Genomic DNA, 24,056 nt, shown 5'->3' on the forward strand with positions numbered 1-24,056 from the left:
GGGGAGGGGGGCCTGGGACGCCCCGGTTCCGGTCGGGGCGCCCCAGGGTCACTGCCCCACCCGCACCTTGCCCTTCGGGACCAGGTGCTGGGCGAGGAGTTCGTCGCGGACCAGGCCGGCGTAGACCGTGGCACCGTGCGCGGAGGTGTGCGTGTTGTCCTTCTTCTCGTTGTACAGGTACAGCGCCTTGGAGCCTTCCACGCCCAGCGACTCCACCAGCGCCTTGGTCTTCGCGGTGAGGTCGATCAGCGGGACGTCCTCGGCGGCGGCGACCTGGCGGATCACCTCCGGGTGGTTGACGCCGAGGCCGTTGACCAGGAGGGCCGTGTCGTTGTTCAGGGTGCCGTCGGCGTTGAACCAGCGGCGCACGATCGGGGTGACGAGGACCGGTTCACCGCCCTTCTCGCGCACACCCGCCACCAGTGTCTCCAGGTTCCCCCGGTACGTCGTCTCATCCGTCGTCTTGTCGTTGTGGGCCAACTGGATCAACACCAGGTCGCCGGGGCGGATCAGCGGCTGGACGGTGCCCCACAGCTGCGGGTTCTGAAGGTAGGTGACCGTACTTTCGCCGGAGTCCGCGTAGTTGGCGACGGACAGGCCCTTGCCGAGGTACTGCGGGAGCTGCTGGCCCCAGCCGGAGTACGGGTCGGCGGGCTGGTCGCAGACCGTGGAGTCGCCGACGAGGAGGATCTGGCGGGCTCCCCCACGCTCGAATGCGCTCGCGCGGGGGGACCCCCATCCGGCGGCGGTGACCCTGATGCCGGCCAGGGCGGGTGCCGAGCCGCCGAGTGCCAGGTCGAGCCCGGGGGTTCCGTCGGCGCCGGTCGGCTCGCCCTCGGGGGTGCGGACGTTCACGGTGAACGCGCGGGTGATGTGCCGGCCGGCGGCGACGGCGGTCTCGGGGAGGAGGGAGCGCCGGGTCTCGCCGGTGATGGCGGTGCTGGACGCCGTCTCACCGCCGAGGACCACCTTCACGTCGTAGGTGCCGGGCGGGACGTCGAAGTGGCAGGCGGTGGCGGTGCAGTTGTCGAGACCGAGGGGCGGTCGCCCGTCGCGGGCGTGGGCGGGCGCGGCCGACAGGACGGCCGTGAGAGTCATCGCCGCCAGCGCGGCCGTACGCACACCGGTGAAACGTCTCACTCCTGGCTCCTCCGTCACGACGACATACCTGGCGGCTGGACCGTACCGCTCGCGACAAGCGCTTTCTAGTCCTTGGACCTATTTCACAGGACCGCCAAGTGTCTCTCGGCGAAAGCCCTTTCGCGAATTCGATTCAACTGTCACTCTGCCTGACACCCGCACCCCACATCTCCGAAGGAGGCACCCCCATGTCCGGATCCGTGAACAGACCGGTCGGACGCCGCACCTTCGTCCTCGGCACGGCCGCGGCCGCCGGTTCGGCCGCCCTCGCCGGACCGCTCGCGACCACCGCGTCGGCCGCGTCGGCCGCGAGTTTCGGCTACAGCGACGACGGCTCCCACTACGTCGTCGACACCGGCGCCAACCTGGTCTTCAAGGTCAGCAAGACCAACGGCGATCTGACCTCGCTGGTCTACCGCGGCACGGAGTACCAGGGCTACGGCGGCAAGAACTCGCACGTGGAGTCCGGCCTCGGCACGTCCACGGTGACCATCAAGCAGTCGGGGACGACCATCCTGGTCTCGGTCGCCTACGGCACGCTCAAGCACTACTACGCGGCGCGCAGCGGCGAGAACAACATCTACCTGTGGACCAACAAGGCGGACTCCTCGGTCAGCGCCACCCGGTACATCGTGCGCGTCAAGGCGGACCTGTTCCTCAACGACGAGTCCGACTCCTACACGTACACCACCAGCACCGTCGAGGCCTCGGACGTGTTCGCGAAGTCCGACGGGCAGACGCGGTCCAAGCACTACTCGAAGCTGCGGGTGATGGACTACGACCACATCGGCTGGACGACGGGCGGCGTCGGCCTGTGGATCGTCCGCAGCAACCACGAGAAGGCCTCCGGCGGCCCCTTCTACCGCTCGCTGCTGCGCCACCAGAGCGCGGACGGCGGCGGCCTGTACGAGATCCTGTACTACGGCGAGAACCAGACGGAGGCCGAGCGCTACGGCCTCCAGGGCCCGTACGTCATCGCCTTCACGGACGGCGGGGCACCCTCCTCGTCGCTGTTCCCGGGCACCCTCACCACCTCGTGGGCGGACTCGCTGGGCATCTCCGGATACGTACCGGCGAGCGGCCGGGGCCGGGTGGCGGGCGTCGGCATCTCCGGGCGGAACACGGCGTACCCGTACACCGTGGGGCTCGCGAACCCGACGGCGCAGTACTGGGGGCCGGCGCGGGCGTCGGACGGCTACTTCTCGGTCGGCGGGATACTGCCGGGTGCGTACACGCTGACTGTCTACAAGGGCGAGCTGGCTGTATACAGCACATCGGTGACGGTGTCCGCCGGCGCGACGACGACCCTGAACACCATCACCGTCCCGTCCTCCAACGACCCGGGCAACGCGAGCGCGATCTGGCGGATCGGCGACTGGAACGGCACCCCGAGCGGCTTCAAGAACGCGGACCTGATGACGTACGCGCATCCCTCCGACGTCCGGGCCGCCTCCTGGACCGGCAACGTGGTGATCGGCAGCGGCAGCGAGACGTCCGCCTTCCCGTGCTACCTCTGGAAGGACGTCAACAGCGGCATCATCGTCTACTTCAAGCTGACGGCCGCCCAGGCCGCCGCCGCGCACACCCTGCGCATCGGCGTCACGACGGCCTACGCCAACGGCCGCCCCCAGGTCGTCGTCAACGACACCTGGACCTCCGCCATCCCCTCCCCGCCCAGCCAGCCGAGCACCCGGTCGCTGACCGTGGGCTCGTACCGGGGCAACAACTACACCTTCAGTTACAGCATCCCGGCGTCGGCCTGGCAGACGGACACCAGCGCCTACAACACGCTGAAGGTCTACGTGGTGAGCGGTTCGGGGACGACGTCCTATCTCAGCGCGGGCACGTCGATCGACGCCATCGATCTGCTGGCGTGACCCACCGGCGGCTCGTCATGTTCCGCGCGTCCACTGCTGGTTGGTCCCTCCGTTGCAGATATACGTGATGATCGTGGCGGAGTTGGCGGTGGACGCGCCGGACACGTCCAGGCACTCGCCGGTGGCGCGGGCCTTGACGGTCACGTAGGAGCCGGAGGTGGTCAGCGACCACTGCTGGCTGGTGGCCGAGTCACCGCAGTTCTCCTGGGTTACGGTGGCGGCGTTCTCCTGTGCGCACAGGGAGCTGTTCCTGACCACCAGCTGGTAGTAGCCACCGCCGACGGACTTGAACCAGTACTTCTGATGGGTGCCGCCGTTGCAGTCGTACTGCTTGATCTGGGCACCCTGCCACAGCGACTGACTGGTGACGTCGGCGCACTTGCCGCTGTGCCGGGCGACCAGCGTGTTGTACGTGGCGGCGGTCCCGGTGACCGTGCCGGCGGCGGTGTCGACGGCGATCTCCGGATACCAGGACATGGACATCGTGGTGGAGGTCGGGAAGGCCAACGGCAGCCACACATAGCGGGAGTCGTTGACGGTGCCGCCGAAGGAGTCGCCCCAGCGGTCGCCCATGTAGAGGTACGACGTGCCGGACGTCCCTTGTATGGGAAGAACGTATGCGGTCTGCGATCCGTAGGCGGTCGAGTCGCCGACGTTCGTCATCGGCGTCCACGGGCCGGCGAGGGAGGTCGCGGTGGCGTACTGCTGCTGGTTGGGGCTCCAGCCGGTCGCGCCCGAGGTCAGCATGAAGTAGACGCTGCCCCGCTTGAACAGCGCCGGGGCCTCGCGGTGGCCGCCCGGCCAGGGGTTGGCGACCAGGCTCGCGATGCCGGTGTAGTCGGCGGTCAGCTTGTAGATGTGCAGGTCGTAGTTCTCGTTGGCGGCGGAGACCATGTAGGCCGTGCCGTCCGTGTCGACGAACGTGGTGATGTCCCGGGACATGTACTGGCCCAGCGGGCGGAAGCTGCTCTGGTAGGTGTAGGTCCCGTCGACCGTGCCGGAGACGGCGACGGCGGCGCGGGCCTCGCTGTAGTCGGTGCCGTTCTCCTTGTGCATCCACATGACGAACTTGCCGGTGGCGGCGTTGTAGATGACCTTGGGCCGCTCGATGTAGGCGGTGGCCAGCTCCGGGGCGCCGGACTGGCTGAGGACGTGGCCCCGGAACTCCCAGCTCTTGAGGTCGGTGGACCGGTAGGCGTCCACGTACCGGAAGGTGTTGTCGGAGTTGCGGTCCTCGCCGAACCAGTAGTAGTAGGACCCGACCTTGATGACTCCGCCGCCGTGGGCGTGCAGGACGGCGCCCGAAGTGTCCGTGAAACCGGTGCCGTTGGCGATGGTCCTGGCCGCGGCCTGGGCGGGTCCGGCGGTCGCCAGTGCCGCGGCGAGAGCGCAGCACAGGGCCAGGAGGATCGCATACACACGTCTCATCTCAGGCACTCTCCTTCACGGTGTCGGCGACGGGTACGCCGAAGCCCGGGGTGCCGTCCGGGTTCCAGCCGAGCTTCTGGATCCGGGTGTGGCGGTTGGGGTCGTCGAGCGGGTCGCCGGTGATCTCCTTGTACTGGCGGGCGTGGTAGACGAGGACGTCGGTGCGGCCGTCCTCGGCGACCGTGAAGCAGTTGTGGCCGGGGCCGTACTGCTTGGTGGTGTCGTTGCTGGTGAAGACGGGGGCCTGTGACTTGGACCAGGTCGCCGGGTCCATGAGGTCGCCGTGGGCGTCGGCGGTGAGCAGGCCGACGCAGTAGTGGTAGTCGGTGGCGCTGGCGGAGTAGGTCAGGAAGATCCGTCCGTTGCGTTTCAGGACGTAGGGACCCTCGTTGACCTTGTAGCCGACGCACTCCCAGTCGTACTCGGGCGTGGAGAGCCGGATCTGAGGTCCGGTCAGGGACCAGGGGTCGGCCATCTCCGACAGCCACAGCGCGGTGTTGTTGTCCATGCCGGGCTCGTGCTGGGCCCAGGCGAGGTAGCGGGTGCCACGGTGGGTGAAGGTGGTGGCGTCCAGGGAGAAGGTCTCCCAGGCCGTCTTGATCTGGCCCTTTTCGGTCCAGGTGCCCTTGAGGGGGTCGGGGTGGGCGTTCTCCAGGACCCAGATGCGGATCGCCCATACGTCCTCGGCGGGCGCGGAGGCGAAGTAGATGTACCACTTGCCGTCGATGCGGTGCAGTTCCGGCGCCCAGATGTGCGCGCCCATCGGGCCGGTGGTGTGTGCCCGCCAGACCACCGATTCGGTGGCGGTGGCGAGGCCGTTGAGGGTGCGGGAGCGGCGCAGGATGATGCGGTCGTACTCGGGGACGGTGGCCGTGAAGTAGTAGGAGCCGTCGGTGTGGCGGGTGATGTGGGGGTCGGCTCGCTGGGGGACGAGGGGGTTCACGTACGGGGCCGCCTTCCGGGGCGCGGATTCGGCGGATTCGGCGGATTCGGCGGGGGCGCCGGACAGGGCGGTCAGGGCGGCACCAGCCGCGGCGCCCTTCAGCACCACTCTCCGGCTGGGGACTCGGGGCAGGTCGTGATCGCGGCTCATGTGGACTGCCTCTCGGTGGGGGAGACATGAGGGGGTTCGAAATCACGGACATCATCTGTGATTACGAACGCCGAAAAGGTAAGGGTGAGCCACCACGGGGTCAACGGGTCTGACGAGACACGGGGGTAAGCGATTTCTGGGAGCTGCACGGATTTTTGTTATCGGCCGCCTCCCCGCCCGTCTCCCAGTACGTGCGCAGCCACATCCACAGGACAGCAGCGACCGTCGGCGTCCTCGCGACGGTCACCCTCATGATCGGTGCTCCCCCGGCCGCGGCCGGCACCCGTGACGTCACAGCCGACGTGCTCGCGGGCCGGGACGTCACGCTCGGCGGCGACACCCTGGTCACCGTGCCCGCCGGGACCACGACGTACGAGGGCGTCTTCCGCGGCGAGGGCACCCTCACCGTGCGCGGCAGTGGAACGCTGATCCTCACCAGGGACAGCGACTTCACCCTGCCCAAGTCCCGGCAGCGGCAGGCGGTGAGGACGGAGGGCGGCAACCACCCGTACGTCACCGTCACCCACCCGGACCCGCCGGCGATCACGGTCGCGCGCGGAGCGACCCTCCAGTACGGAAACGGCGGCACGACCGGGCTGATCGGCCACTTCCCCTACAACACCCCGGCGTTCCGCCTCAACCAGGACAACATCCGGGTCGACGGCACCCTGCGGCTGTCCCTCAAGAGCGCCTACAACCTGGGCACCATCAGCGGCTCGGGTCTGATCACCCAGCCGAGGTTCCTCTGGGGCACCTGGGACCTCTCCGGCACCCACACCTTCTCCGGGGTGATCGACAACGGCACGCAGCTGAACGCCGGAGGGCCGGAGTACGCGACCTCGCTGCCGAACGTGCGCAAGGTCCTCAACCAGGGCACCTGGACCGTCGACACCCCGCTCGGCCGGACCGTCACCATGGGGATGGACTTCTACCAGCGCGAGTACGGCAGCGACATCAACGTGCAGTCCCGGCCGGGCGGCAAGGTCGTCCTCACCGGCCAGTACAGCTGGTCGAACCGGGGCGGCGACACCGACCCCTCGCTCAGCGACCCCGGCCTCAACTGGACGCCCGCGCGGAAGAACGTCAACAAGCGCGGCACCAACATCAAGGGCGCGAACGTCCAGTGGGGCGACGGCACCACGGACAAGATCTTCATGCCGGGCACCGCCGAGACCGTCTACATCAATCTGCTGGCCGCCCGGTCCCGTTCGCTGCTCACGTTCGACTACAACGGGCCCGTGACGCTGGGCGCCCCCATCGGCGGCGGCAAGTACCACGACACGCTGGCCGCGCCCGGCGCCGGCGACGTCGTCGTCAAGGGCACGAAGGGCAACGACGTCACCTTCGCGGCCATCCAGTACTACAACGGCTCGACGACCGTCGAGAAGAACGCCGTACTGCGGCTGGGCAGCGGCAAGTACGGCGGCGACGGCGGACTGTACACAAAAGGCGAGCTCTGCAGGATCGTCGACAACGGCTCACTCGTGCTGAACAACAAGTACACGGGGCTGGCCCTTTCCCGGATCAGCGGCAGCGGCTCCCTCACCCAGTCGGGCGCGGCACCCCTCACGCTCACCGGCAGCGCGGTGACGTACACCGGCACGACCACCGTCTCCAGCGGCATCCTGGCGCTCCGCGCGGGCGCCACCCTCTCCCGCAGCAAGGCGATCCGGCTCACGTCGGCCGACGCACGGCTGGACACGGGCCCCTCGGCGCTGCGCGTGGCCACCGCGCTCACCGGCGAGGGCACGGTGAGGGGTTCGGTGACGAACGACGGTGTGGTCGCCGGGGGTCTGACCGTGACAGGGGACTACAGCCAGCGCGCGAAGGGCGAACTGGTCTTGCGCGGACGGCCGTTGAAGGTGGCGGGCAGGCTGCGGCTGGACGGGTCCTTCGACATGTCCGCGGCCGGGGGCGGCCCCGCGCCGGAGATCACCGTCGTCGATCACCAGGGAGCGTCCCGGACCGTCGGCGCCTTCGACGGCCTGCGCGAGGGTGCGGAGGTGAAGCTGGCGGACACCGTCTACCGGATCACCTACCGGGGCGGCGACGGCAACGACGTCGTCCTCACCGCCGTCGAGAGCAACCCGGCGGCGAGCGCCCGCGCCGAGGCCGCGGCCGGCCCGAAGGCGGTCGACACCCGGAGCACGAGCAGCGCGGCCGAGGGTTTCGGCTGGTGGCCGTACGTCCTCGCGCTCGGCCTGCTGGGCGGGCTGGTGTTCCCCGCGAGCCTGCGCGGACGGGTCAGGGGGCGGCGCCGGGGCGATCGGCACACGGCGGGGTGAGCTTCGGCGCCCGCTGGGCGGCCTAGGCGGACTGCTCCGCCGGTTCCCCCCCGTCCGCGCAGCCACACGTACACCGGGATGCCCGCGAAGAGGAACAGCACGCCCTGGTAGACGGCGGCGTAGCCGGCGCCCGCGATCAGCCAGAAGGAGAAGGCGAAGGAGAGGGCGGCGACGATCAGGTCGCGGGTGAGGCCGGCGGGGCGGACGCGGTCGCGGCTGCCGCGGGCCAGCCATTACGGACTAGCGTCGGGGCATGACCAGCGACACCGCTCCCCCGCTCGCCGAAGCCCTCGCCGCCGGCACCGTCGTGCTCGACGGCGGCATGTCCAACCAGCTCGAGTCCGCCGGGCACGACCTGAGCGACGAGCTGTGGTCGGCACGGCTGCTCGCGGAGCGGCCGGAAGCCGTCACCGAGGCACACCTCGCCTACTTCGAGGCGGGCGCGAGCGTGGCGATCACCGCCAGCTACCAGGCCACCTTCGAGGGCTTCGCGAAACGCGGGATCGGCCAGGAGGAGGCGGCCCGGCTGCTCACGCTGAGCGTGGAGCTGGCCCGGGAGGCGGCGCGGCGGGCCCACGCCGGGGGGACGGCGCGTCCGTTGTGGGTGGCGGCTTCCGTCGGCCCGTACGGGGCGATGCTCGCGGACGGCTCCGAGTACCGGGGGCGGTACGGGCTGAGCGTGGCCGAGCTGGAGCGCTTCCACCGGCCCCGTCTCGAGGTGCTGGCGGCGGCAGGGCCCGACGTGCTGGCCCTGGAGACGGTTCCGGACGCGGACGAGGCGGCGGCGCTGCTGCGGGCGGTGCGCGGATTGGATACACCTGCCTGGCTTTCGTATACCGTCGACGGCGGTCGTACGCGCGCCGGACAACCGCTGGAGGACGCGTTCGCCCTGGCCGCCGACGCCGACGAGGTGATCGCGGTCGGCGTCAACTGCTGCGCCCCCGAGGACGTGGAGCACGCGATCGAGACCGCCGTCCGGGTGACCGGGAAGCCTGTGGTGGTCTACCCCAACAGCGGCGAGGCCTGGGACGCCGGGGCCCGCACCTGGAAAGGCTGCTCCAGCTTCGCCGCGGAGCAGGTCGAGGCCTGGCGGAAGACGGGCGCCCGGCTGATCGGCGGCTGCTGCCGGGTGGGCCCTGAGACGATCGCGTCGATCGCACGAACGGTGGGCGCGGCCTGAACAGGCTCGCCGTCTCGCCGTAGGGGGTCCCCGCGCCCCCTTTGAGCTCGACCTCCTACCGCGAGCGCACCCGCCGGATCGGCGACTCGCTGGCGTCGGCGGGCTCCCGGCTGGTGCTGTGCGGCCGCCCGCCGCTGGGGCCGGGGGCGCCGGTGACGGTCATCGAGTACGACAACGAGGGCGGCGCCTACGTCCTGGGCGCGCACGTCCTCGCGCAGGGCCACCGGCGGGTGCTGTTCCCGGGCGGCAAGCCGGACCACACCACGGCGCAGGGCCGTGAGCGCGGCTACCTCGCCGCCCATCGCGCCCGCGGCCTGGAGGCCGACCCCGAGCTGCTGCTGCACGGCGACTTCACCCGTGACTCGGGCCACCGCCTGATGAGGGAGGCCCTGCGGCGGGGGCTGGAGTTCACGGCGGTGGTGGCCGGCACGGACATGGTGGCGGCGGGCGCGCTGACCGCCTTGCACGAGGCGGGCCGCGACTTGCCGGGCGACGTGTCGCCGGCCGGGTACGACGACATCCCGTTCGCGCGGGACCTGTATCCCGCCCTGATCACGGTTCACGTCCCGTACGAGGAGCTGGGCCGCCTCGCCGTGCGCACCGCGCTCGGCCACACCGCGGACTCGGCCGACGAGCACCTGCTGCTGGGAACGCACGTGGTGGTGCGGGGCTCGGTGGCGAGGCCGGCCGACCGGGCGGACGCCGCGGACTCGGCGGACCGCTGACGGCCGGACTCGGCGGACCGCTGACGGCCGGCCGCGGCGCACCGCTGACGGCTCAGGCTCTCAGTGCAGGCGGGTGCCGACCGAGCGGCGCAGCCTGCGTACCGTCGCCGCGAGTTCGGCGCTGCGGGCGGCATGTGTGCCGTCGATCGCATCCGGTGCCCCGGCTGCCCCGGCTGTCCCGGAGGCGGTCGGCCACAGGCCGACCTCGGGATCCCGGTGCCCGTGTGCGGTATACGGTTCACCGTCGCCGAGGATCCGCACGGGATGGGCGGTGTCCCACGGCTCCCATCCCGGATCCCCGCTGGTCACGAACCGCACCCAGGCCGAGTGCATCGTGTCGGCCAGCTCCTGCGGCGCGCCCTCCCCGGCCAGCCGGGCGGATTCCGGGGTCTCCCCGGTGTCGAACACGAAGCCGAGCTCCAGGGCGTGGCAGGCGCCCAGCCTGGGGAGGTTCGAGGGCCACGCGAACTCGTAGACGTACGACGATCCGGGTCGGGCGTCGGCCAGGCGGTGCATCGGGACCCGCAGCAGATGGTCGGTGACCATCTGGCCGACGAGTTCGGCGGGTGAGGCGTCCAGGTACAGGGTGCGGTAGCCGCGGGGCACCTCGTGGCCGCAGTGGCAGCGGGCCATGGCGCCGGCCAGGGCCACCGCGCCGAGCCGGTCGACGCGTTCGACCAGCCCGCCCGGCACCAGCCACAGCCGGTACTCGTCGCGGGTCCAGCCCATGAGCAGGTCGACGTCGCGTGCGGCCTCGCCGTCGATGAGGGCCTGGAGCGGGTCGCGCGGGACGAGGTCGCCGTCGACGACGATGCCGAAGGACGGGCCGCCCAGCACCGGGCTGCTGAGCCGGCCGGCCTCGGCCTGGGTGTGCAGCAGCAGGTCCCGGTCGACGGCGGCGAAGGCCTCGGCGGTGGCGGGGATCCTCAGCCGGTTCGCCATGCGGCGCACCATCCGCCGTACCTTGTCGCGCTCCACGGCCTCCGGGGCCCCGCTCTGGAGCACGGCCCGCCGGACGAGGCCCTGTGACTGAGGTGCGGCGAGCAGGGCGCCGGCGCTGATGGCGCCGGCCGACTGCCCGGCCAGGGTCACCTGTTCGGGGTCGCCGCCGAAGGCCGCGATGGAGGTGTGCACCCAGCGCAGGGCGGCCAGCTGGTCGCGCAGTCCGGGGTTGGCGGGCGTGTCCGGGAACAGTCCGTAGCCCTCCGTTCCCAGCCGGTAGTTGACCGAGACGAAGACGACGCCGTCGCGGGCGAAGGCGCGCCCGTTGTACACGGGTACGGCGGAGGAGCCCCTGGTCAGGGCTCCTCCGTGCAGCCATACGAGGACGGGGAGCCGGGCGGCGGGGCCCGGCTCGGGGGTCCATACGTTGAGGTTCAGGCAGTCGTCGCCGGGCACCACCGGGTCGGACAGGTACTGCGCGAACGCCTCCGAGTACGGCGGTTTCGGCGCCGTGGGCCCGAAGGCGCCCGCGTCGCGCACCCCGTCCCAGGGTTCGGGCGGTTCGGGCGGGCGGAACCGGAGCGGCCCGAAGGGCGGGGCGGCGTACGGGATGCCGCGGAAGACGGCGGTCCCGTGCTCGTACCTGCCGCGCACCGCCCCGTACGGCGTTCTGACGACGGGGTCCGTCCGGTCTGCCGTCATGTGACCACCAGCCCTTCGCGGTACTCGTGCACCGGTAACACCACAGCACCACATCACTGCCGGGTATTCCGCCGCACGCACGCGCGGTGAGGGCTATTTGGCGTACAGGAGGGTACCGAAGCCCAGCTGGTCGTAGCCTCCGCTGGTGGAGCCGTAGTCCCCGCCGCCGCCCTCGGGCGCGACGGAGGCGGCCATCTGGGCGATCGCCGTCCGGGACTGCTGGGCACAGCTCTGGCCGGTGCCCCAGGTTGGTTCCAGGCCATCTCGCAGAGGGCGCCCATCTGTCCCATGCCCATGACGGTGTGGCCCTGGTCGCGGCCGGACTCCTGCCACTGGCCGAGGGCGTAGCCGTCGGCGTCGGTGTACAAATGGGGCACCGCGTGGGCCAGGGAGCCGTTGCCTGCACCGGACTTGAAGCAGGTGACGGCCTGGTCGTACTTGGCGGCGTTGTCGGTGAGGATCCCGATGGCCATGACGGAGGCCATGTTGTACAGGTCCCGGTTCGCCCGGTAGTTGGTGACGCAGGCGTCGTTGTGGCCGGTGAGGAACTGGTTGTTGAGCGGGTGGAAGACGTTCACCATCATGTTCTGGAAGGCGGCGAGGTCGAACCCGTTGTGGCCGCGCATGAGTTCGGCGGCGTCGGCGAACTGCCGGCCGTAGATGCCGACGGCGAGGAAGCGGTCGGCGTTGCCGGTGACGGTGGTGAGCTTGGCCGTTCAGGCGTTGAGGATGCGCGCGGCGCAGTCGCCGTGGGCGGTGGTGACGGCTGTTCGAGGTTTCGAAAGTTCCACGCGCTGTGATCCTGTGAATTCCCATGTCTTCCCGCCGTGTTGACGCGCACCTATCGTAGGAAGCGCTTTCTGCCCGGTCGGTGCCCGGGATGCGGAAGCAGCGTTGGTCGCAACTTTCGGAGGGCCTCGGGCGGGCTGGGAAGGCGGGTTCGGCGATGGTCCGTACGGGGAGCACGAGCGTGGCGGCCGGTCCGACACTGGCTGTGGTGGCGCGCGAGGCGGGGGTGTCGGTTCCGACCGCGTCCAAGGTGGTCAACGGGCGCGAGGACGTGGCGCCGGAGACCCGCCGCCGGGTCACCGAGGCGCTGGACCGGCTGGGTTACGTGCGCAGACCCCGCTTCGACACGGGAAAGACGCCCGGCCTGGTCGACCTCGTGGTGCACTCGCTGGACAGTTCCTGCTCGGGCGCGGTGCTGCACGGCGTGGAGGAGGCGGCGCACGAGGCGGGCCTGGAGGTGGTGGTCTCGGCCGGGCTCAACCGGACCCTGGGCGGGCGGCCGGAGCGGGGCTGGCTGGACAAGCTCGCCGCGCGCGGCTCCTCCGGGGTGCTGTTCAGCCTGGCCGAGCTGTCCCCTTCGCAGTACGCCTGGCTCGACCAGCACCGCATTCCGTACGTGATGATCGACCCGGTGCACGAACCCCCGTCGGGCGTGGTCTCGGTGGGAGCGCAGAACTGGCAGGGCGGGGTGACCGCGACCGAGCACCTGCTGGGGCTGGGCCACGAGCGTGTCGCCGTGATCGCCGGGCACCGGCGCCGGATGTGCAGCAGCGCCCGGGTGGCCGGCTACCGCTCGGCGCTGGCGTCGGCCGGGGTGCGGCAGCGCGCCGAGTACATCCGCCACGCGGGCTTCGACGAGGCCACCGCGCGCCTGCACACGCATGAGCTGCTGGATCTGCCCGAACCGCCGACGGCCCTGTTCGTCTGCTCGGACCGGATGGCGCTCGGGGTGTACGCGGCGCTGGCCGAGCGCGGGGTGCGGGTGCCGGACGAGATCAGTGTGGTCGGTTTCGACGACCTCCCCGAGGCCCGCTGGGTCACCCCGCCGCTGACGACGGTCCGTCAGCCGCTGTCGGAGGTGGCGGCGACGGCCCTCAGGCTGTTGGTGCGGATGATGCGCGGCGAGCGTCCGGAGGGAACGCGCACCGAGCTGTCGACACGGCTGGTACTGCGGGCGAGCACGGCACCGCCGGCCGACGGGGACTGAGCACGGGCGGCGACGGGGGCGGCCGGGCACCTCCCGCACGGGGTGTCCGGCCGCCTCGTGACTTCGCGAAGCGGTCAGTCGTCGTCCTGGTGCGGGGCGCCGACGAGGGCCTCCATCAGGTCGACGGCGCTGCCGTCGTGGTCGCTGCCGGCGGTGCCGCTGCCGGTCGAGACGTTGTTGGTGCGGTCGACCTCGACGATGGAGTCGGCCTGCGAGTTGTCGATGACGGTGACCAGGCTGCTGCCGTTCGCGGCGGCGGGCCCGGCGGCGGCTCCGAGGACGGCCGCCGCGATCACCGTGGCCGTACGCAGCCCGGGGAGGGCGCGGCTCACACGCCCACGCCCTCGGGGGCGGGCCGGTGGCGGGCGATGTTCCGCTCCAGCAGGCGGGTGGACGCCTTGACGCCGATCCCGCTCGCGGCGTCCACCTCGGGCAGCCGTCCGTCGGCCGCCTTCAGGTCGCGCAGCGCGGAGTCCATCGCCTCGTGCGCGGCGAACAGGCAGGGGGTGCTGTAGATCGCGACGTCCACGCCGAGGTCGGAGAGCTCGCTCAGCGACAGGCGCGGCGACTTGCCGCCGGCGATCTGGTTGAACAGCAGCGGCTTGTCGCCGACGACCTCGCGGATCCTGCGGATCCACGCCACGCTGCGCACCCCGTCGACCAGGATGACGTCGGCGTCGGTGGCGGCCAGCCGCTCGGCCCGGTGCAGGATGTCGTGCTCGTCCGTGGCGTCCGTGCGGGCGACCACCACCAGGTCCTTGCGGGTGGCGAGGACCTTCTGGAGCTTCTCCAGGTACTCGTCCAGCGGCAGCACCTGCTTGCCGTCGGCGTGCCCGCAGCGGCGGGGCCGCTTCTGGTCCTCGAGGATCACACCCGAGGCGCCGATCCGCTCCAGTCCCTCGACGACGTGACAGGCGACCTCCGGATCGACGTACCCGTCGTCGATGTCCACCAGCAGATGGTGGTGCGGGAACGCGCCCCGCAGCCGTTGGACGAACGCGACCATGTCCGGCCAGGCGATGAATCCGATGTCCGGCAGCCCGTAGTACGAGGCCGCGAAGCCGAAGCCGGAGACGAACATCCCGTCGTAGTGCTCGGCCGCGATCGATGCCGAGTACATGTCATAGATGCCGATCAGTGGGGTGGTCCCCGGCCCGGCGATCTGCTCGCGCAGCTTCTTCCCGTGAGTCAAGGTCCGGCTCCTCATGTGGGTGGGTGGCGCGCCCGCCGGGAGCGGCGCCGCGTCGCGACAGCCCTTTGCCAAGCCAAGAGCTTCTCTAGATATTCACGTGGGATCGCCTGTAGGAGACCTTTACTCACTCCGATGGAGCATCCGGTTCACCGCAGAAACGTCACGCGACCCGGTCCGCCGCCCACCCGAGCCCGCCCTCGAGGTGGGCGCGGAAGGCGGGGTCGGCGTAGGCGTCCGAGGCGTGTCCGAGGGCGGTGTAGAAGACCCGGCCCGCGCCCTGCTCCCGGCACCAGGCCAGCGGGTGGTCCTCCCCCATGCCGCCGCCCTCGTACGACGATTCGTCGGCGCGCAGCAGGACCCGCACGGCGCCGCGCGGGCCGGCCTGGAAGTCGTACCACTCGTCGGTGAAGTCCCAGACGGCGGGCAGGTGCCGGGTGGCCGGGTGAGCGGGGTCCTCGACCACCGCCCGCCCCGGCTGGTACGCGGGGTGCCGGGCGAAGCGGGCGCCGAGCAGGTCGCCGTAGTACGGCCAGCCGTACTCGGTGCAGGCCGCCGCGTGCACCCCGGCGAAGCCGCCGCCCGCCTCGACGTACCCGGCGAGCCGGTCCCGGCCGGCGGGAGTGAGCACCTCGCCGCTGGTGGAGAGGAAGACGACCGCCGCGTAACGCTGAAGCGGCTGTTCGAGGGCGGCGGGGTCCTCGGTGGCGTCCACGGCGAAGCCGTCGAAGGAGCGTACGGCGGCGACGGCGTCCGGGATGGAGTCGTGGCGGTAGTCGGCGGTGCGGGTGTAGACGAGCAGTCGGGCGGCCATGGCGGGACCCTAATGCCGCCGGGCGGCACCAAGTCCCTTGAAGGGACAGCGGCATCGCACAGGCCACGGCCGGACTGCGCCGCCGTCACGCGCGGCGGGCGTCCGATCACTCCTCCCGCGTGCTCGGCCTGGTGGCCCGGCACGGTATGGCTCTCGCGGGCGAGACCGTCTTCCCCGGCAGCGGGCAGGGCCGCAGCCCGCGCGGATGGCGGGAGGCGATCGGAACGGGCCGCATCCCCTGGTGCGCGCGGGCCGCCCCGGGCGAAGTGCGGGACGTGTGCCGCCGGCTCGCCGCCCTGCCGGAGCAGGACACGGCGCGTCCTGACCCGCTGTACCGCCTCGTGGCGCTGAAGGCGTGACCCGTAGGGGGCCCGCGCGTGTCCGATTCGTTCAAGACCGGCCCGCCGTGTCCCGCCTACGGTGACGGCCATGACTCCACGATGCGCAGTGATCGGCGCGGTGGCCTCCGACCTGGCCGCCTCGCTCGCCTTCTACCGCCGCCTCGGGCTCGTCTTCCCCGACGGCGCCGAGGACCAGCCCCACGTCGAGGCCGAGCTGCCCGGCGGGCTGACCCTCGCCCTGGACACCGAGGACACCGTCCGCTCCTTCCACCCCGGCTGGCGGCCGCCGGCCGGCGGGGGCCGCGTCTCGCTCGCCTTCCGGTGCGGGACGCCCGCCGACGTCGACGCCGTGTACGAGGACCTGGTGGGCGCCGGGTACCACGGGGAGCTCAAGCCGTGGGACGCCTTCTGGGGACAGCGGTACGCGACCGTGCACGACCCTGACGGCAACGGCGTCGACCTGTTCGCGCCGCTACCGGCGGCCCAGTAGTTCCCCGAGCGTCGCCCCCGCCAGTTCGCGCACGTCCCGGGCCAGGTGCGGCTGGTCGGCGTAGCCGGCCCGCACCGCGGTCTCGGCGAACGGCACCCCGGTGCGGGCGAGCGCGAGCGCCCGCTGAAGCCGCAGCACCCGGGCCAGCGTCTTGGGACCGTAGCCGAAGGCGTTCAGACAGCGGCGGTGCAACTGGCGTGCGCCGAGACCGAGTCCGTCGGCCGTGGCGGCGACCGGTCGGCCCGCGTCCAGCGCCGCGACGAGCCGCCCGAGCAGCGGGTCCTGCGGGCCCGCCTCGGCCGCCCGCTCCAGCGCGATGTCCTCCAGGGCCGTCGCGGGTTCCGGCGCCGCCTCGACGCGGGCGCGCAGGCGCCGTACCTCGGCGGCGGGCCACAGATCGGCCAGCTCCACGCGGCGGTCGCGCAGTTCGTACGCCGGTACGCCGAGGAAGCCGGGCGCCGTGCCGGGGCGGAAGCGGACGCCCGCCCAGCGGCGGGGCGGGCCTTCCGGGACGTACGCGTGCGTGTCGGGCCCCGCGACCAGCAGGCGTCCCTCGCTCCACAGCAGGTCCATGCAGCCGTCGGGCAGCACCGGCCGCACCGCGGGGTCCTCCAGGGTGCGGCGCCACACCACCGCGCCGCTCAGCCGGGACACCCGCTCCTGGTACACGCCCGTCAGGCTACGCCGACGACGCCCCACGGGATGCCCGGATCGTCCGGGTCCCTGGGACGCCACACACACGCGGGCCCTCCATCGGCCCGCGCGTGCGCAGGCGCCCCGCCGGGCCGGGCGCGAGGGGCATCCGCGGGCCCCGCCCGTTCACTTCTCCGGCCGTTCCCTGTCGTCCCCCGCCTTGTGGTGCGCGTTGTGCTGGCCCTTCGCATTGTGCTGGCTCTTCACATGGGCGCGGAGGCGCGCCGTCACGTCCTCCGGGGGCAGGAAGCGGGACCAGCGCTCGGGGAACTCGGACGGCATGTCGGCGTCGTCCGGATCGGCCTCGCGGGCCGCGGCGGCCCGGGCGACGTACTCGGCGACCTGGACCTCGCGCAGCCGCTCCTGGGCGGCACGGGCGGCGGCCGTGGCGGCGGCCGGCCAGACCCGGTCGATGGCCGCGTTCACGGCGGCCCCGACCAGCACGGCGAACGCGGACACACCGATCCACAACAGGACCGCGACGGCGGCGGCGAGCGAGCCGTAGATCGTGGCGCCCTCGATGGTGTGGGTGAGGTAGATGCGCAGCAGGAAGCTGCCCAGGACCCACATGGCCAGCGCGACCAGGGCACCGGGCACGTCCTCGATCCACGGCGAGCGGACGGGCACGGAGACGTGGTAGAGCGTGGTGAGGAAGGCGATCGACAGAATGATCACCACCGGCCAGTACAGGACCTGCACCAACGTCTCCGACCACGGCACGATCCGCACCACCGCGTCCGGCCCCGCCACCATCAGCGGCAGCGCCACCGAGCCGATCAGCAGTGCCACGATGAACAGCAGGAAGGCCATGATCCGGGTCCGCACGATGCCCCGGACCCCGTCCAGGCCGTACATCACGGTGATCGTGTCGATGAAGACGTTCACCGCGCGGGAGCCCGACCACAGGGCGAACACGAAGCCGATGGAGATGACGTCCGGGCGGCCGCCCTTCATCACATCGTGCAGGATGGGCTCGGCGATCTCCTTGACGCCCTTGTCGGACAGGACGGTCCGGGAGGCCTCCAGGAGGTTGTTCTCCAGGGAGTGGATGGTGTCGGCGCCGGTCCAGTCGTCGACATAGCCGAGCAGCCCGATCAGGCTCAGCAGCAGCGGCGGCACGGACAGCAGCGTGAAGAACGCCGCCTCCGCGGCCAGCCCCAGGATGCGGTACTCCATGCACGAGTTGACGGTGTCCTTCAGCAGCAGCCAGGCGGTCCTGCGCTTGGAGACGTTCCGGTAGAGGGCTCTGGCCCGGTGGAGCCGGCCGCCGGGCCGCTCGGGGGGTTCACTTGCTGGCTGCACGACCTAAAGGTATCCGCCAGGGCCGACCCGACTCATCTCGCGGGCGGCGGTACGGTCGGCGGCTCGGGACGGCGGCTCGGCGCGGCCCCCGGCCGGAGGCGCCCGGCGGCCCGGCCTGTGTCACTCTGGGGCCATCACCGCCGCCGTCCCGGGTAGGTTCGCTGACATGGCAGGCACCAGCACGCACACCGTGACGAACCAGCCACCGCCGCTGGTCGAGTACGACCTCTACAGCGCGGACCGGGCCCTCTCCGAGGCGGTCGAGCGGCACACCGACCCCGATCTGATCGACGAAGTACGCGACGAGCTGTCCGGGCTCGGCAAGACCTCGGGCTCGGCGCAGGTGCAGGAATGGGGGGTGCTGGCCAACGAGAACCCGCCCAGACTGCACACCCACGACCGCTACGGCCACCGCATCGACGAGGTCGAGTTCCACCCGGCCTGGCACCGGCTGCTCGGCAAGGGCGTCTCGGCGGGGCTGACCACCGCCTGGGTCCGCCCGGCCGGGCACGTGCGGCGGGCGGCCGGCTTCCTGGTCTGGTCCCAGGTCGAGGCCGGCAACGGCTGCCCGCTGTCCATGACCCACGCCGCGGTGCCCGCGCTGCGCACCGATCCGGAACTCGCCGCCGAGTGGGAGCCCCGGCTGACCTCCACGGTCTACGACCGTGAGCTCAGGCCCGCCCACCTCAAGGCCGGGGCGGTCTTCGGGATGGGCATGACCGAGAAGCAGGGCGGCAGCGACGTACGGGCGAACACCACCACGGCGACGCCGCTGGCCGAGGCCGGGACGTACACGCTGACCGGGCACAAGTGGTTCTGCTCGGCGCCGATGTCGGACGGTTTCCTGGTGCTGGCGCAGGCCCCGGGCGGGCTGACCTGCTTCCTGGTGCCCCGGGTCCTGCCGGACGGCACCCGCAACGTCTTCCTCATCCAGCGGCTCAAGGACAAGCTGGGCAACCGGTCGAACGCCTCCAGCGAGGTCGAGTTCGACGGGACCTGGGCGCGCCGGGTCGGCGAGGAGGGGCGCGGGGTGCGGACCATCATCGAGATGGTCGCCGCGACCCGGCTGGACTGTGTGCTGGGCTCGGCGGGGCTGATGCGGCAGGCGGTGGCGCAGGCCGTGCACCACTGCACCCACCGGGAGGCCTTCGGCGGCAAGCTGATCGACAAGCCGCTGATGCGCAACGTCCTCGCGGACCTCGCGCTGGAGTCCGAGGCGGCCACCGCCCTGGCGATGCGGCTCGCGGCCGCCTACGACGACGGGAGCGAGCGGGAGCGGGCGTTGCTGCGCCTGGCGGTGCCCGCCGCCAAGTACTGGGTGACCAAGCGGTGTACGCCGGTGGTGGTGGAGGCCGCGGAGTGCCTGGGCGGCAACGGCTACGTCGAGGAGTGGGGCATGCCGCGGCTGGTGCGCGAGTCGCCGCTCAACTCCATCTGGGAGGGTGCGGGCAACGTGCAGGCACTGGACGTGCTGCGGGCGCTGCAACGCGAGCAGGGCACGCTCGACGCCTATCTGATCGAGGTCGGCCGGGCGCGCGGCGCCGACCACCGGCTGGACGCGGCGGTGAAGAACCTGCTGTCCGAACTCGGTGAGCTGGAGGGCGTGGAAGGGCGCGCCCGGCGGCTCGTGGAGCGGCTGGCGCTGGTCCTCCAGGGGTCGCTGCTGGTGCGGTTCGCGCCACCGGAGGTCGCCGACGCGTTCTGCGCCTCCCGGCTGGGCGGCGACTGGGGCTCGGCCTTCGGCACTCTGCCGTACGGGCTGAATCTGGCCTCCGTGGTGGAGCGGGCCCGCCCCGTGTCCTGAGGGCGGCCGGCGGCCGGGAGCGGTCGCGGCGGTCCCCGATGCGGGGGTGGTGCTGCGCCGACACGGCACCACCCCCGCCCACGGCCCGTTGCAGGCCACGGCGTCGCCTGGACGACGCTGCTCAAGTTTCGGCCACCGCCGGTCCGTTCACCAGGGTTGCAAGGGGTTGCAACTTGTCGTTCTCTGTGCGCGGACTGTGTGTCCCCGAGGCGCCCCAACGGGCACCATGGGACGCACACTCGGACCGGAAACCGCCGTCCGGACCGCTTGACAACCGCTTGCTCGCGCAGCACTCCGCAGCGGTCCCGTATCTGTCCCCGTACCCGTCCCCGGGAGGACTCCGTGGCCGACTCGCCGATGGACGTGGCGCGGCTCGCCGCCATGGACGTGTCGCGGGCGGCGCGGGTGCTCAGCGAGGTGCGCGCGGCCGCGCTCGCGGGCCGGCGCACGCCCCTCGCGCCCCGCCCGGTGATCGAGCAGTCCTGGGGGCGCATGCTGCGGGGCGGTGTCGATCCCGACCGCGGTTCCCAGGGTGGGCTGCTGTCCCCCGAGGAAGTGCTGCGCAGACGGGAGGAGTCGCCGCTCCGGCAGGTCCTGCCGGTGCTGCGGCAGGGGTTGTTGTCGGTGGCGGACGTCGCCCGGCACATCATGGTGGTCGCCGACGCCGACGGGCGGGTGCTGTGGCGCGAGGGCAGTGCGGCCGTGCTGCGCAAGGCCGACGGCCTGGGCCTGGAGGTGGGCGCCGACTGGCGGGAGGACGTCGTCGGCACCAACGGCGTGGGCACCTCGGCGGTGGTGCGCCGGCCTGTCCAGGTCTTCGCCGGCGAGCACTTCGTGCGTTCGCACACCTCCTGGACCTGTACCGGCGCCCCGGTCACCGACCCCCGGGACGGCCGGCTGCTCGGCGTGGTGGACATCAGCGGCCCGCTGAAGACGATGCACCCCGCGACGCTGGCCTGGGTGGACTCGGTGGCCAAGCTCGCCGAGGCCCGTCTGAAGGAGTTGCACCTGACCTCGCTGGAGCGGCTGCGGGCCGAGGCGGCGCCGGTGCTGGCCCGGGTCGGCGGGCGGGCGGTCGTGGTGGACCGGGACGGCTGGACGGCCGCGGTGACGGGGCTGCCGTACACCCCGCGCGTGGGACTGCCGACGGCCCTGTCGGCGGGCCGCCGGTGGCTGCCCGTGCTCGGCCTGTGCTCGGTGGAGCCGCTGGCCGGGGGCTGGCTGGTGCGCGCCGTCGACGAGCCGCCGCCGGGCGCCGCCCGGATCGTGCTGGACCTCGCCCAGCCGCGCCGCTGGACGGTGACGGTCTCGGGGCAGGCGGGCTCCTGGTCGCGGGAACTGAGCCCCCGGCACGCCGAGTTGCTGTATCTGCTGGCGCTGCGGCGCACCGGTCGCAGCGCCGCGGGGCTGGCCGCGGACATGTACGGCGACCCGTCCCGTACGGTGACGGTGCGGGCCGAGATGTCGCGGGTGCGGCGGTACCTCGGGGTGTTCCTGCAACACCGGCCGTATCGCTTCTGCGATGAGGCGGAGGTCGAGGTGCTGCTGCCCGAGGACCCGCACGAGTTACTGCCCCACTCGACGGCGCCGGCCGTGATCACAGGACGGACATCGTCACCCACGGCCTGAAAAGCGGCAAACTGCACCCTCATTTGGCATATTCAGCGCATCCGAGGGTGCATCTTCCGCATATTTGCGAGGTCTTCGACCTGAACCGCCCTCAACTGCCGTAGCATCCAGCTACGGGCCTCCCCACCTGCTCCTCGGTCAACGCACGGACCATCAGGAGCAGTTGGCCCGCCTCGGGAGGAGACATGAAGCAACGCGGCAGACACCGTCGGCGCAGACGGGGCGCGGCGCTGCGCGCGGTCCTGGCCGGGACCGCCCTCGCGCTCACCGCGGCAGCCACTCTGATCAGCGCCTCGCAGGCCACGGTCGCCGACGACCCGGGCGCCCTGAAGCCGCTGGCCCCCTCCGCCGAGACCGGCGTACTGCGGCTCCAGGAGCGCATGACGCCGGCCCGCTCGCTCGACCGGCTCGCCTCGGCCATGGGCCGCCCGGTCGGCGTCGGCACGGTCCTCGAGAGCGCCGACCGCACCCTGCGCGAGGCCGCCGACTGCACCTCCGAGGAGCGGGAGTCGCTGCCCGTCGCCCCGGCGGCCGCGGCGGCGTACTGCTGGGACCCGGACGACACCGCCGGCACCGGCTGGCGGCCGGCCTCGGTGACCACGTCCGGTGACGCGGACGACGACGGCATATGGGGCGCCCACCGCGTGCTACTCGCGGGCTGGACACACAGCACGACGACCGGGCCGGCCGCCGAACGGGGCCTGGCCCGGGTCGCCTTCGTCGACGCCGACGATCCCCGCCACCCGGTCTACCGCTGGGTGCTGCTGGTCGTCCCGGACGACGGGGGCCGCGACTACCGGGGCCTGACCTCGCCCGTCTCCGGCATGGTCTGGTACCAGGACAAGCTGCTCGTCACCGCCGGCACGGGCGCGGCCGAGGCGCTCTACGTCTACGACGTGAACCGCATCCAGCGCACCACCGTCGACGGCCCGGCGGTCGGCCGGGTGCCCGGCGGCTGGTCGGCGGACGGCTACGGCTTCGTGATGCCGGCCGTGGGCTCCTACCGCTTCCCGGCCGGACGCTGCTCCGCCGCGGAGAGCGGCACCCCGTGCCCTGGCAGTCTCTCCCTGGACCGGGGGTCGGCACCCGACAGCCTGGTCGTCAGCGAAAGGACCCCCGCCGGCGGCGACCGGGACGCCCGCCTGTGGCGGTACGCCTTCAGCGTGGAGCCGACGCGCGGCGGCCTGCTCGCCGCGGACCCGCTGGGCCGGGTGGACGCGGTCGAGGCGTACCGGACGGGGGCGGCCGGCATCCGCGGCGTGCTGTCGTACCGTCAGGCCGGCTCGGAGCGGTCCACGTGGTACATCGGGCACCCGCCCGGGGATCTGGACGGCCACGGCACGCTCTGGCGCCAGGACACCGACGGCGCGAAGGCGGCACACTGCGGCTCGGACGACACGCACCACTGCTGGGCGGAGGACGCCGGGTCCCTGTCCTACTCGCAGGCGACGGGCGAGGTGTGGTCGGTCACGGACCGCATGCTGTTCTCCCTGCCCCTGGCCTCGATCGACAGGTCCCTGGGATAGATGATTTTCTGACCCCCATGAGCAGCGTCATGGTCACCACCTGGTCCCTGGAGCAGACGTCCCCGGCCGACCTCCTCCCGGCCGCCGCCCCCGACGGCGGCGTACGGATCGTCCGCTCCGAGGTCCCCTCCCCCGAGTTCAGCCGTTTCCTGTACGCCTCGGTCGGCGGTGACATCCGCTGGACCGACCGGCTGACCTGGAGCTACGACCGGTGGCGGGAGTTCCTGGACCGGCCGGGCGTGGAGACGTGGGTCGCCTACGACCGGGGCACCCCGGCCGGGTACGTGGAGCTGGACCCGCAGGACGAGGGGGTCGTGGAGATCGCGTACTTCGGGCTGATCCCCGCCTTCCGCGGCCGGCGCATCGGTGGCCATCTGCTGGCCCACGGCACGGCCCGGGCGTGGGACCTCGCCGATCGGTGGCCCGGGCGGGCGCCGACGAAGCGGGTGTGGGTGCACACGTGCAGCAAGGACGGCGAGTTCGCCATGGACAACTATCTGCGGCGCGGCTTCCGGCTCTTCGACACCAAGGTGGAGGAGGAGCGGGAGGTGCCGGCGCCGGGGCCCTGGCCGGGGGCGTAGCGGCCGGCGTCGTACCGCCCATGACGCGCCCCCCATGACACACCGCCCATGACGCACCACCCTTGACGCACCACACATGACGCACCACACATGACACACATCACAGCGTCCACCATTCGGGACATGCGTGTCCAACATGCGGATCACGGTGGACTGGCCAGAGATCCGCATGACACGCTTCCGTCATGTCTGGAACTGGAATTGCCTTGGTGAGTCGGCGGCACGTCGACCTCGGCCGCATGTCCAGCGCCATCTGTCCGGCGAGCTGACCGCTCCAGCGACGCCGACAGTCCTGACTTCCCTCTCCTCCTGCGCAACG

The 24,056-nt window shown here is 72.0% G+C and carries 21 protein-coding genes and 2 pseudogenes; 12 read left to right on the forward strand and 11 right to left on the reverse strand.

Features of this window, described 5'->3' with window-relative positions; translation table 11 throughout:
• Nucleotides 1–48 precede the first annotated feature (48 nt).
• Nucleotides 49–1,098 carry a rhamnogalacturonan acetylesterase gene (locus tag ACWGJM_RS34105; RefSeq protein WP_453415677.1) on the reverse strand — a complete coding sequence of 350 codons (1,050 nt, stop codon included), beginning with the start codon at nt 1,096–1,098 and terminating at the stop codon, nt 49–51.
• A 230-nt stretch (nt 1,099–1,328) separates the two neighbouring features.
• Here ACWGJM_RS34105 and ACWGJM_RS34110 point away from each other — a divergent pair, with 230 nt between their 5' ends.
• Nucleotides 1,329–3,017: a rhamnogalacturonan lyase B N-terminal domain-containing protein gene (locus ACWGJM_RS34110; RefSeq protein WP_453415627.1), complete on the forward strand. Its 1,689-nt coding sequence runs from the start codon at nt 1,329–1,331 to the stop codon at nt 3,015–3,017.
• A 15-nt stretch (nt 3,018–3,032) separates the two neighbouring features.
• On the opposite strand, the gene ACWGJM_RS34115 is transcribed toward ACWGJM_RS34110, so the two are convergent.
• Together ACWGJM_RS34115 and ACWGJM_RS34120 are read right to left on the reverse strand one after the other, a co-directional pair.
• Nucleotides 3,033–4,445, reverse strand: a complete 1,413-nt coding sequence (locus tag ACWGJM_RS34115; protein WP_453415628.1) for an RICIN domain-containing protein — start codon at nt 4,443–4,445, stop codon at nt 3,033–3,035.
• Nucleotide 4,446: 1 nt separating this feature from the next.
• On the reverse strand, nt 4,447–5,538 hold the full coding sequence (locus tag ACWGJM_RS34120; RefSeq protein WP_453415629.1) for a glycoside hydrolase family 43 protein: 1,092 nt from the start codon (nt 5,536–5,538) through the stop codon (nt 4,447–4,449).
• Nucleotides 5,539–5,789: 251 nt separating this feature from the next.
• On the opposite strand from ACWGJM_RS34120, the gene ACWGJM_RS34125 reads away from it, so the two are divergent.
• Entirely contained in the window at nt 5,790–7,823 is a 2,034-nt protein-coding gene (locus tag ACWGJM_RS34125) for an autotransporter (protein WP_453415630.1), read from the forward strand.
• A gap of 50 nt (nt 7,824–7,873) precedes the next feature.
• Here the strand turns inward: ACWGJM_RS34125 and ACWGJM_RS34130 are convergent.
• Nucleotides 7,874–8,056, reverse strand: a pseudogene (locus ACWGJM_RS34130) (amino acid permease); the annotation flags it as partial.
• A 20-nt stretch (nt 8,057–8,076) separates the two neighbouring features.
• Between ACWGJM_RS34130 and mmuM the strand changes: the two are divergent.
• The gene (mmuM, locus tag ACWGJM_RS34135) at nt 8,077–9,003 is read left to right on the forward strand and encodes a homocysteine S-methyltransferase (protein WP_453415631.1); all 927 of its coding nucleotides are present in this window, start codon (nt 8,077–8,079) and stop codon (nt 9,001–9,003) included.
• Between the two features lie 41 nt (nt 9,004–9,044).
• Nucleotides 9,045–9,728, forward strand: coding sequence for a LacI family DNA-binding transcriptional regulator (locus ACWGJM_RS34140; protein ID WP_453415632.1), 684 nt, complete (start codon nt 9,045–9,047; stop codon nt 9,726–9,728).
• Between the two features lie 60 nt (nt 9,729–9,788).
• On the opposite strand, the gene ACWGJM_RS34145 is transcribed toward ACWGJM_RS34140, so the two are convergent.
• Nucleotides 9,789–11,372, reverse strand: a complete 1,584-nt coding sequence (locus ACWGJM_RS34145) for a carboxylesterase/lipase family protein (protein WP_453415633.1) — start codon at nt 11,370–11,372, stop codon at nt 9,789–9,791.
• 93 nt (nt 11,373–11,465) lie between these two features.
• Nucleotides 11,466–12,139: pseudogene (locus ACWGJM_RS34150) on the reverse strand (alginate lyase family protein); the annotation flags it as partial.
• Between the two features lie 179 nt (nt 12,140–12,318).
• Here ACWGJM_RS34150 and ACWGJM_RS34155 point away from each other — a divergent pair.
• Complete coding sequence (locus tag ACWGJM_RS34155; protein ID WP_453415634.1) at nt 12,319–13,368, forward strand: LacI family DNA-binding transcriptional regulator; 1,050 nt, start codon at nt 12,319–12,321, stop codon at nt 13,366–13,368.
• A 74-nt stretch (nt 13,369–13,442) separates the two neighbouring features.
• On the opposite strand, the gene ACWGJM_RS34160 is transcribed toward ACWGJM_RS34155, so the two are convergent.
• The 3 genes from ACWGJM_RS34160 to ACWGJM_RS34170 form a co-directional block, all read right to left on the reverse strand.
• A complete protein-coding gene (locus ACWGJM_RS34160; protein WP_453415635.1) occupies nt 13,443–13,700 on the reverse strand; it encodes a hypothetical protein in 258 nt (85 codons plus the stop codon).
• Entirely contained in the window at nt 13,697–14,560 is an 864-nt protein-coding gene (locus tag ACWGJM_RS34165) for an isocitrate lyase/PEP mutase family protein (RefSeq protein ID WP_453415636.1), read from the reverse strand. The genes ACWGJM_RS34160 and ACWGJM_RS34165 overlap by 4 nt, the downstream gene beginning before the upstream one ends.
• Before the next feature lie 160 nt (nt 14,561–14,720).
• Nucleotides 14,721–15,371: a ThuA domain-containing protein gene (locus ACWGJM_RS34170; protein WP_453415637.1), complete on the reverse strand. Its 651-nt coding sequence runs from the start codon at nt 15,369–15,371 to the stop codon at nt 14,721–14,723.
• Nucleotides 15,372–15,490: 119 nt separating this feature from the next.
• Between ACWGJM_RS34170 and ACWGJM_RS34175 the strand changes: the two genes are divergently transcribed.
• A complete protein-coding gene (locus ACWGJM_RS34175) occupies nt 15,491–15,730 on the forward strand; it encodes a hypothetical protein (protein ID WP_453415638.1) in 240 nt (79 codons plus the stop codon).
• 70 nt (nt 15,731–15,800) lie between these two features.
• A complete protein-coding gene (locus ACWGJM_RS34180; RefSeq protein ID WP_453415639.1) occupies nt 15,801–16,202 on the forward strand; it encodes a VOC family protein in 402 nt (133 codons plus the stop codon).
• Here ACWGJM_RS34180 and ACWGJM_RS34185 read toward each other — a convergent pair.
• Entirely contained in the window at nt 16,185–16,871 is a 687-nt protein-coding gene (locus tag ACWGJM_RS34185) for a helix-turn-helix domain-containing protein (RefSeq protein WP_453415640.1), read from the reverse strand. The two genes, ACWGJM_RS34180 and ACWGJM_RS34185, sit on opposite strands and share 18 nt — an antisense overlap.
• 150 nt (nt 16,872–17,021) lie before the next feature.
• Nucleotides 17,022–18,197, reverse strand: coding sequence for a YihY/virulence factor BrkB family protein (locus ACWGJM_RS34190; RefSeq protein ID WP_453415641.1), 1,176 nt, complete (start codon nt 18,195–18,197; stop codon nt 17,022–17,024).
• Nucleotides 18,198–18,363: 166 nt separating this feature from the next.
• Here ACWGJM_RS34190 and ACWGJM_RS34195 point away from each other — a divergent pair, with 166 nt between their 5' ends.
• The 5 genes from ACWGJM_RS34195 to ACWGJM_RS34215 all read left to right on the forward strand — a co-directional run bounded on the left by ACWGJM_RS34195 (nt 18,364) and on the right by ACWGJM_RS34215 (nt 24,006).
• The gene (locus ACWGJM_RS34195) at nt 18,364–20,001 is read left to right on the forward strand and encodes an acyl-CoA dehydrogenase family protein (protein ID WP_453415642.1); all 1,638 of its coding nucleotides are present in this window, start codon (nt 18,364–18,366) and stop codon (nt 19,999–20,001) included.
• Between the two features lie 357 nt (nt 20,002–20,358).
• Complete coding sequence (locus ACWGJM_RS34200; protein WP_453415678.1) at nt 20,359–21,630, forward strand: GAF domain-containing protein; 1,272 nt, start codon at nt 20,359–20,361, stop codon at nt 21,628–21,630.
• Between the two features lie 185 nt (nt 21,631–21,815).
• Complete coding sequence (locus ACWGJM_RS34205) at nt 21,816–23,156, forward strand: hypothetical protein (protein ID WP_453415643.1); 1,341 nt, start codon at nt 21,816–21,818, stop codon at nt 23,154–23,156.
• 17 nt (nt 23,157–23,173) lie between these two features.
• The gene (locus tag ACWGJM_RS34210) at nt 23,174–23,737 is read left to right on the forward strand and encodes a GNAT family N-acetyltransferase (RefSeq protein WP_453415644.1); all 564 of its coding nucleotides are present in this window, start codon (nt 23,174–23,176) and stop codon (nt 23,735–23,737) included.
• Between the two features lie 185 nt (nt 23,738–23,922).
• The gene (locus ACWGJM_RS34215; RefSeq protein ID WP_309486338.1) at nt 23,923–24,006 is read left to right on the forward strand and encodes a putative leader peptide; all 84 of its coding nucleotides are present in this window, start codon (nt 23,923–23,925) and stop codon (nt 24,004–24,006) included.
• The last annotated feature ends 50 nt before the right edge of the window (nt 24,007–24,056 follow it).

Source organism: Streptomyces sp. NPDC054834 (genome assembly GCF_053611185.1).

Coding starts and splice junctions, on each gene's coding strand:
- ACWGJM_RS34155 (WP_453415634.1), top strand. CDS start 12,319: ATGGTCCGTACGGGGAGCACGAGCGTGGCGGCCGGTCCGACACTGGCT.
- ACWGJM_RS34210 (WP_453415644.1), top strand. CDS start 23,174: ATGAGCAGCGTCATGGTCACCACCTGGTCCCTGGAGCAGACGTCCCCG.
- ACWGJM_RS34145 (WP_453415633.1), bottom strand. CDS start 11,372: ATGACGGCAGACCGGACGGACCCCGTCGTCAGAACGCCGTACGGGGCG.
- ACWGJM_RS34195 (WP_453415642.1), top strand. CDS start 18,364: ATGGCAGGCACCAGCACGCACACCGTGACGAACCAGCCACCGCCGCTG.
- mmuM (WP_453415631.1), top strand. CDS start 8,077: ATGACCAGCGACACCGCTCCCCCGCTCGCCGAAGCCCTCGCCGCCGGC.
- ACWGJM_RS34125 (WP_453415630.1), top strand. CDS start 5,790: ATGATCGGTGCTCCCCCGGCCGCGGCCGGCACCCGTGACGTCACAGCC.
- ACWGJM_RS34110 (WP_453415627.1), top strand. CDS start 1,329: ATGTCCGGATCCGTGAACAGACCGGTCGGACGCCGCACCTTCGTCCTC.
- ACWGJM_RS34115 (WP_453415628.1), bottom strand. CDS start 4,445: ATGAGACGTGTGTATGCGATCCTCCTGGCCCTGTGCTGCGCTCTCGCC.
- ACWGJM_RS34180 (WP_453415639.1), top strand. CDS start 15,801: ATGACTCCACGATGCGCAGTGATCGGCGCGGTGGCCTCCGACCTGGCC.
- ACWGJM_RS34205 (WP_453415643.1), top strand. CDS start 21,816: ATGAAGCAACGCGGCAGACACCGTCGGCGCAGACGGGGCGCGGCGCTG.
- ACWGJM_RS34105 (WP_453415677.1), bottom strand. CDS start 1,098: ATGACTCTCACGGCCGTCCTGTCGGCCGCGCCCGCCCACGCCCGCGAC.
- ACWGJM_RS34215 (WP_309486338.1), top strand. CDS start 23,923: ATGTCTGGAACTGGAATTGCCTTGGTGAGTCGGCGGCACGTCGACCTC.
- ACWGJM_RS34200 (WP_453415678.1), top strand. CDS start 20,359: ATGGACGTGGCGCGGCTCGCCGCCATGGACGTGTCGCGGGCGGCGCGG.
- ACWGJM_RS34120 (WP_453415629.1), bottom strand. CDS start 5,538: ATGAGCCGCGATCACGACCTGCCCCGAGTCCCCAGCCGGAGAGTGGTG.
- ACWGJM_RS34170 (WP_453415637.1), bottom strand. CDS start 15,371: ATGGCCGCCCGACTGCTCGTCTACACCCGCACCGCCGACTACCGCCAC.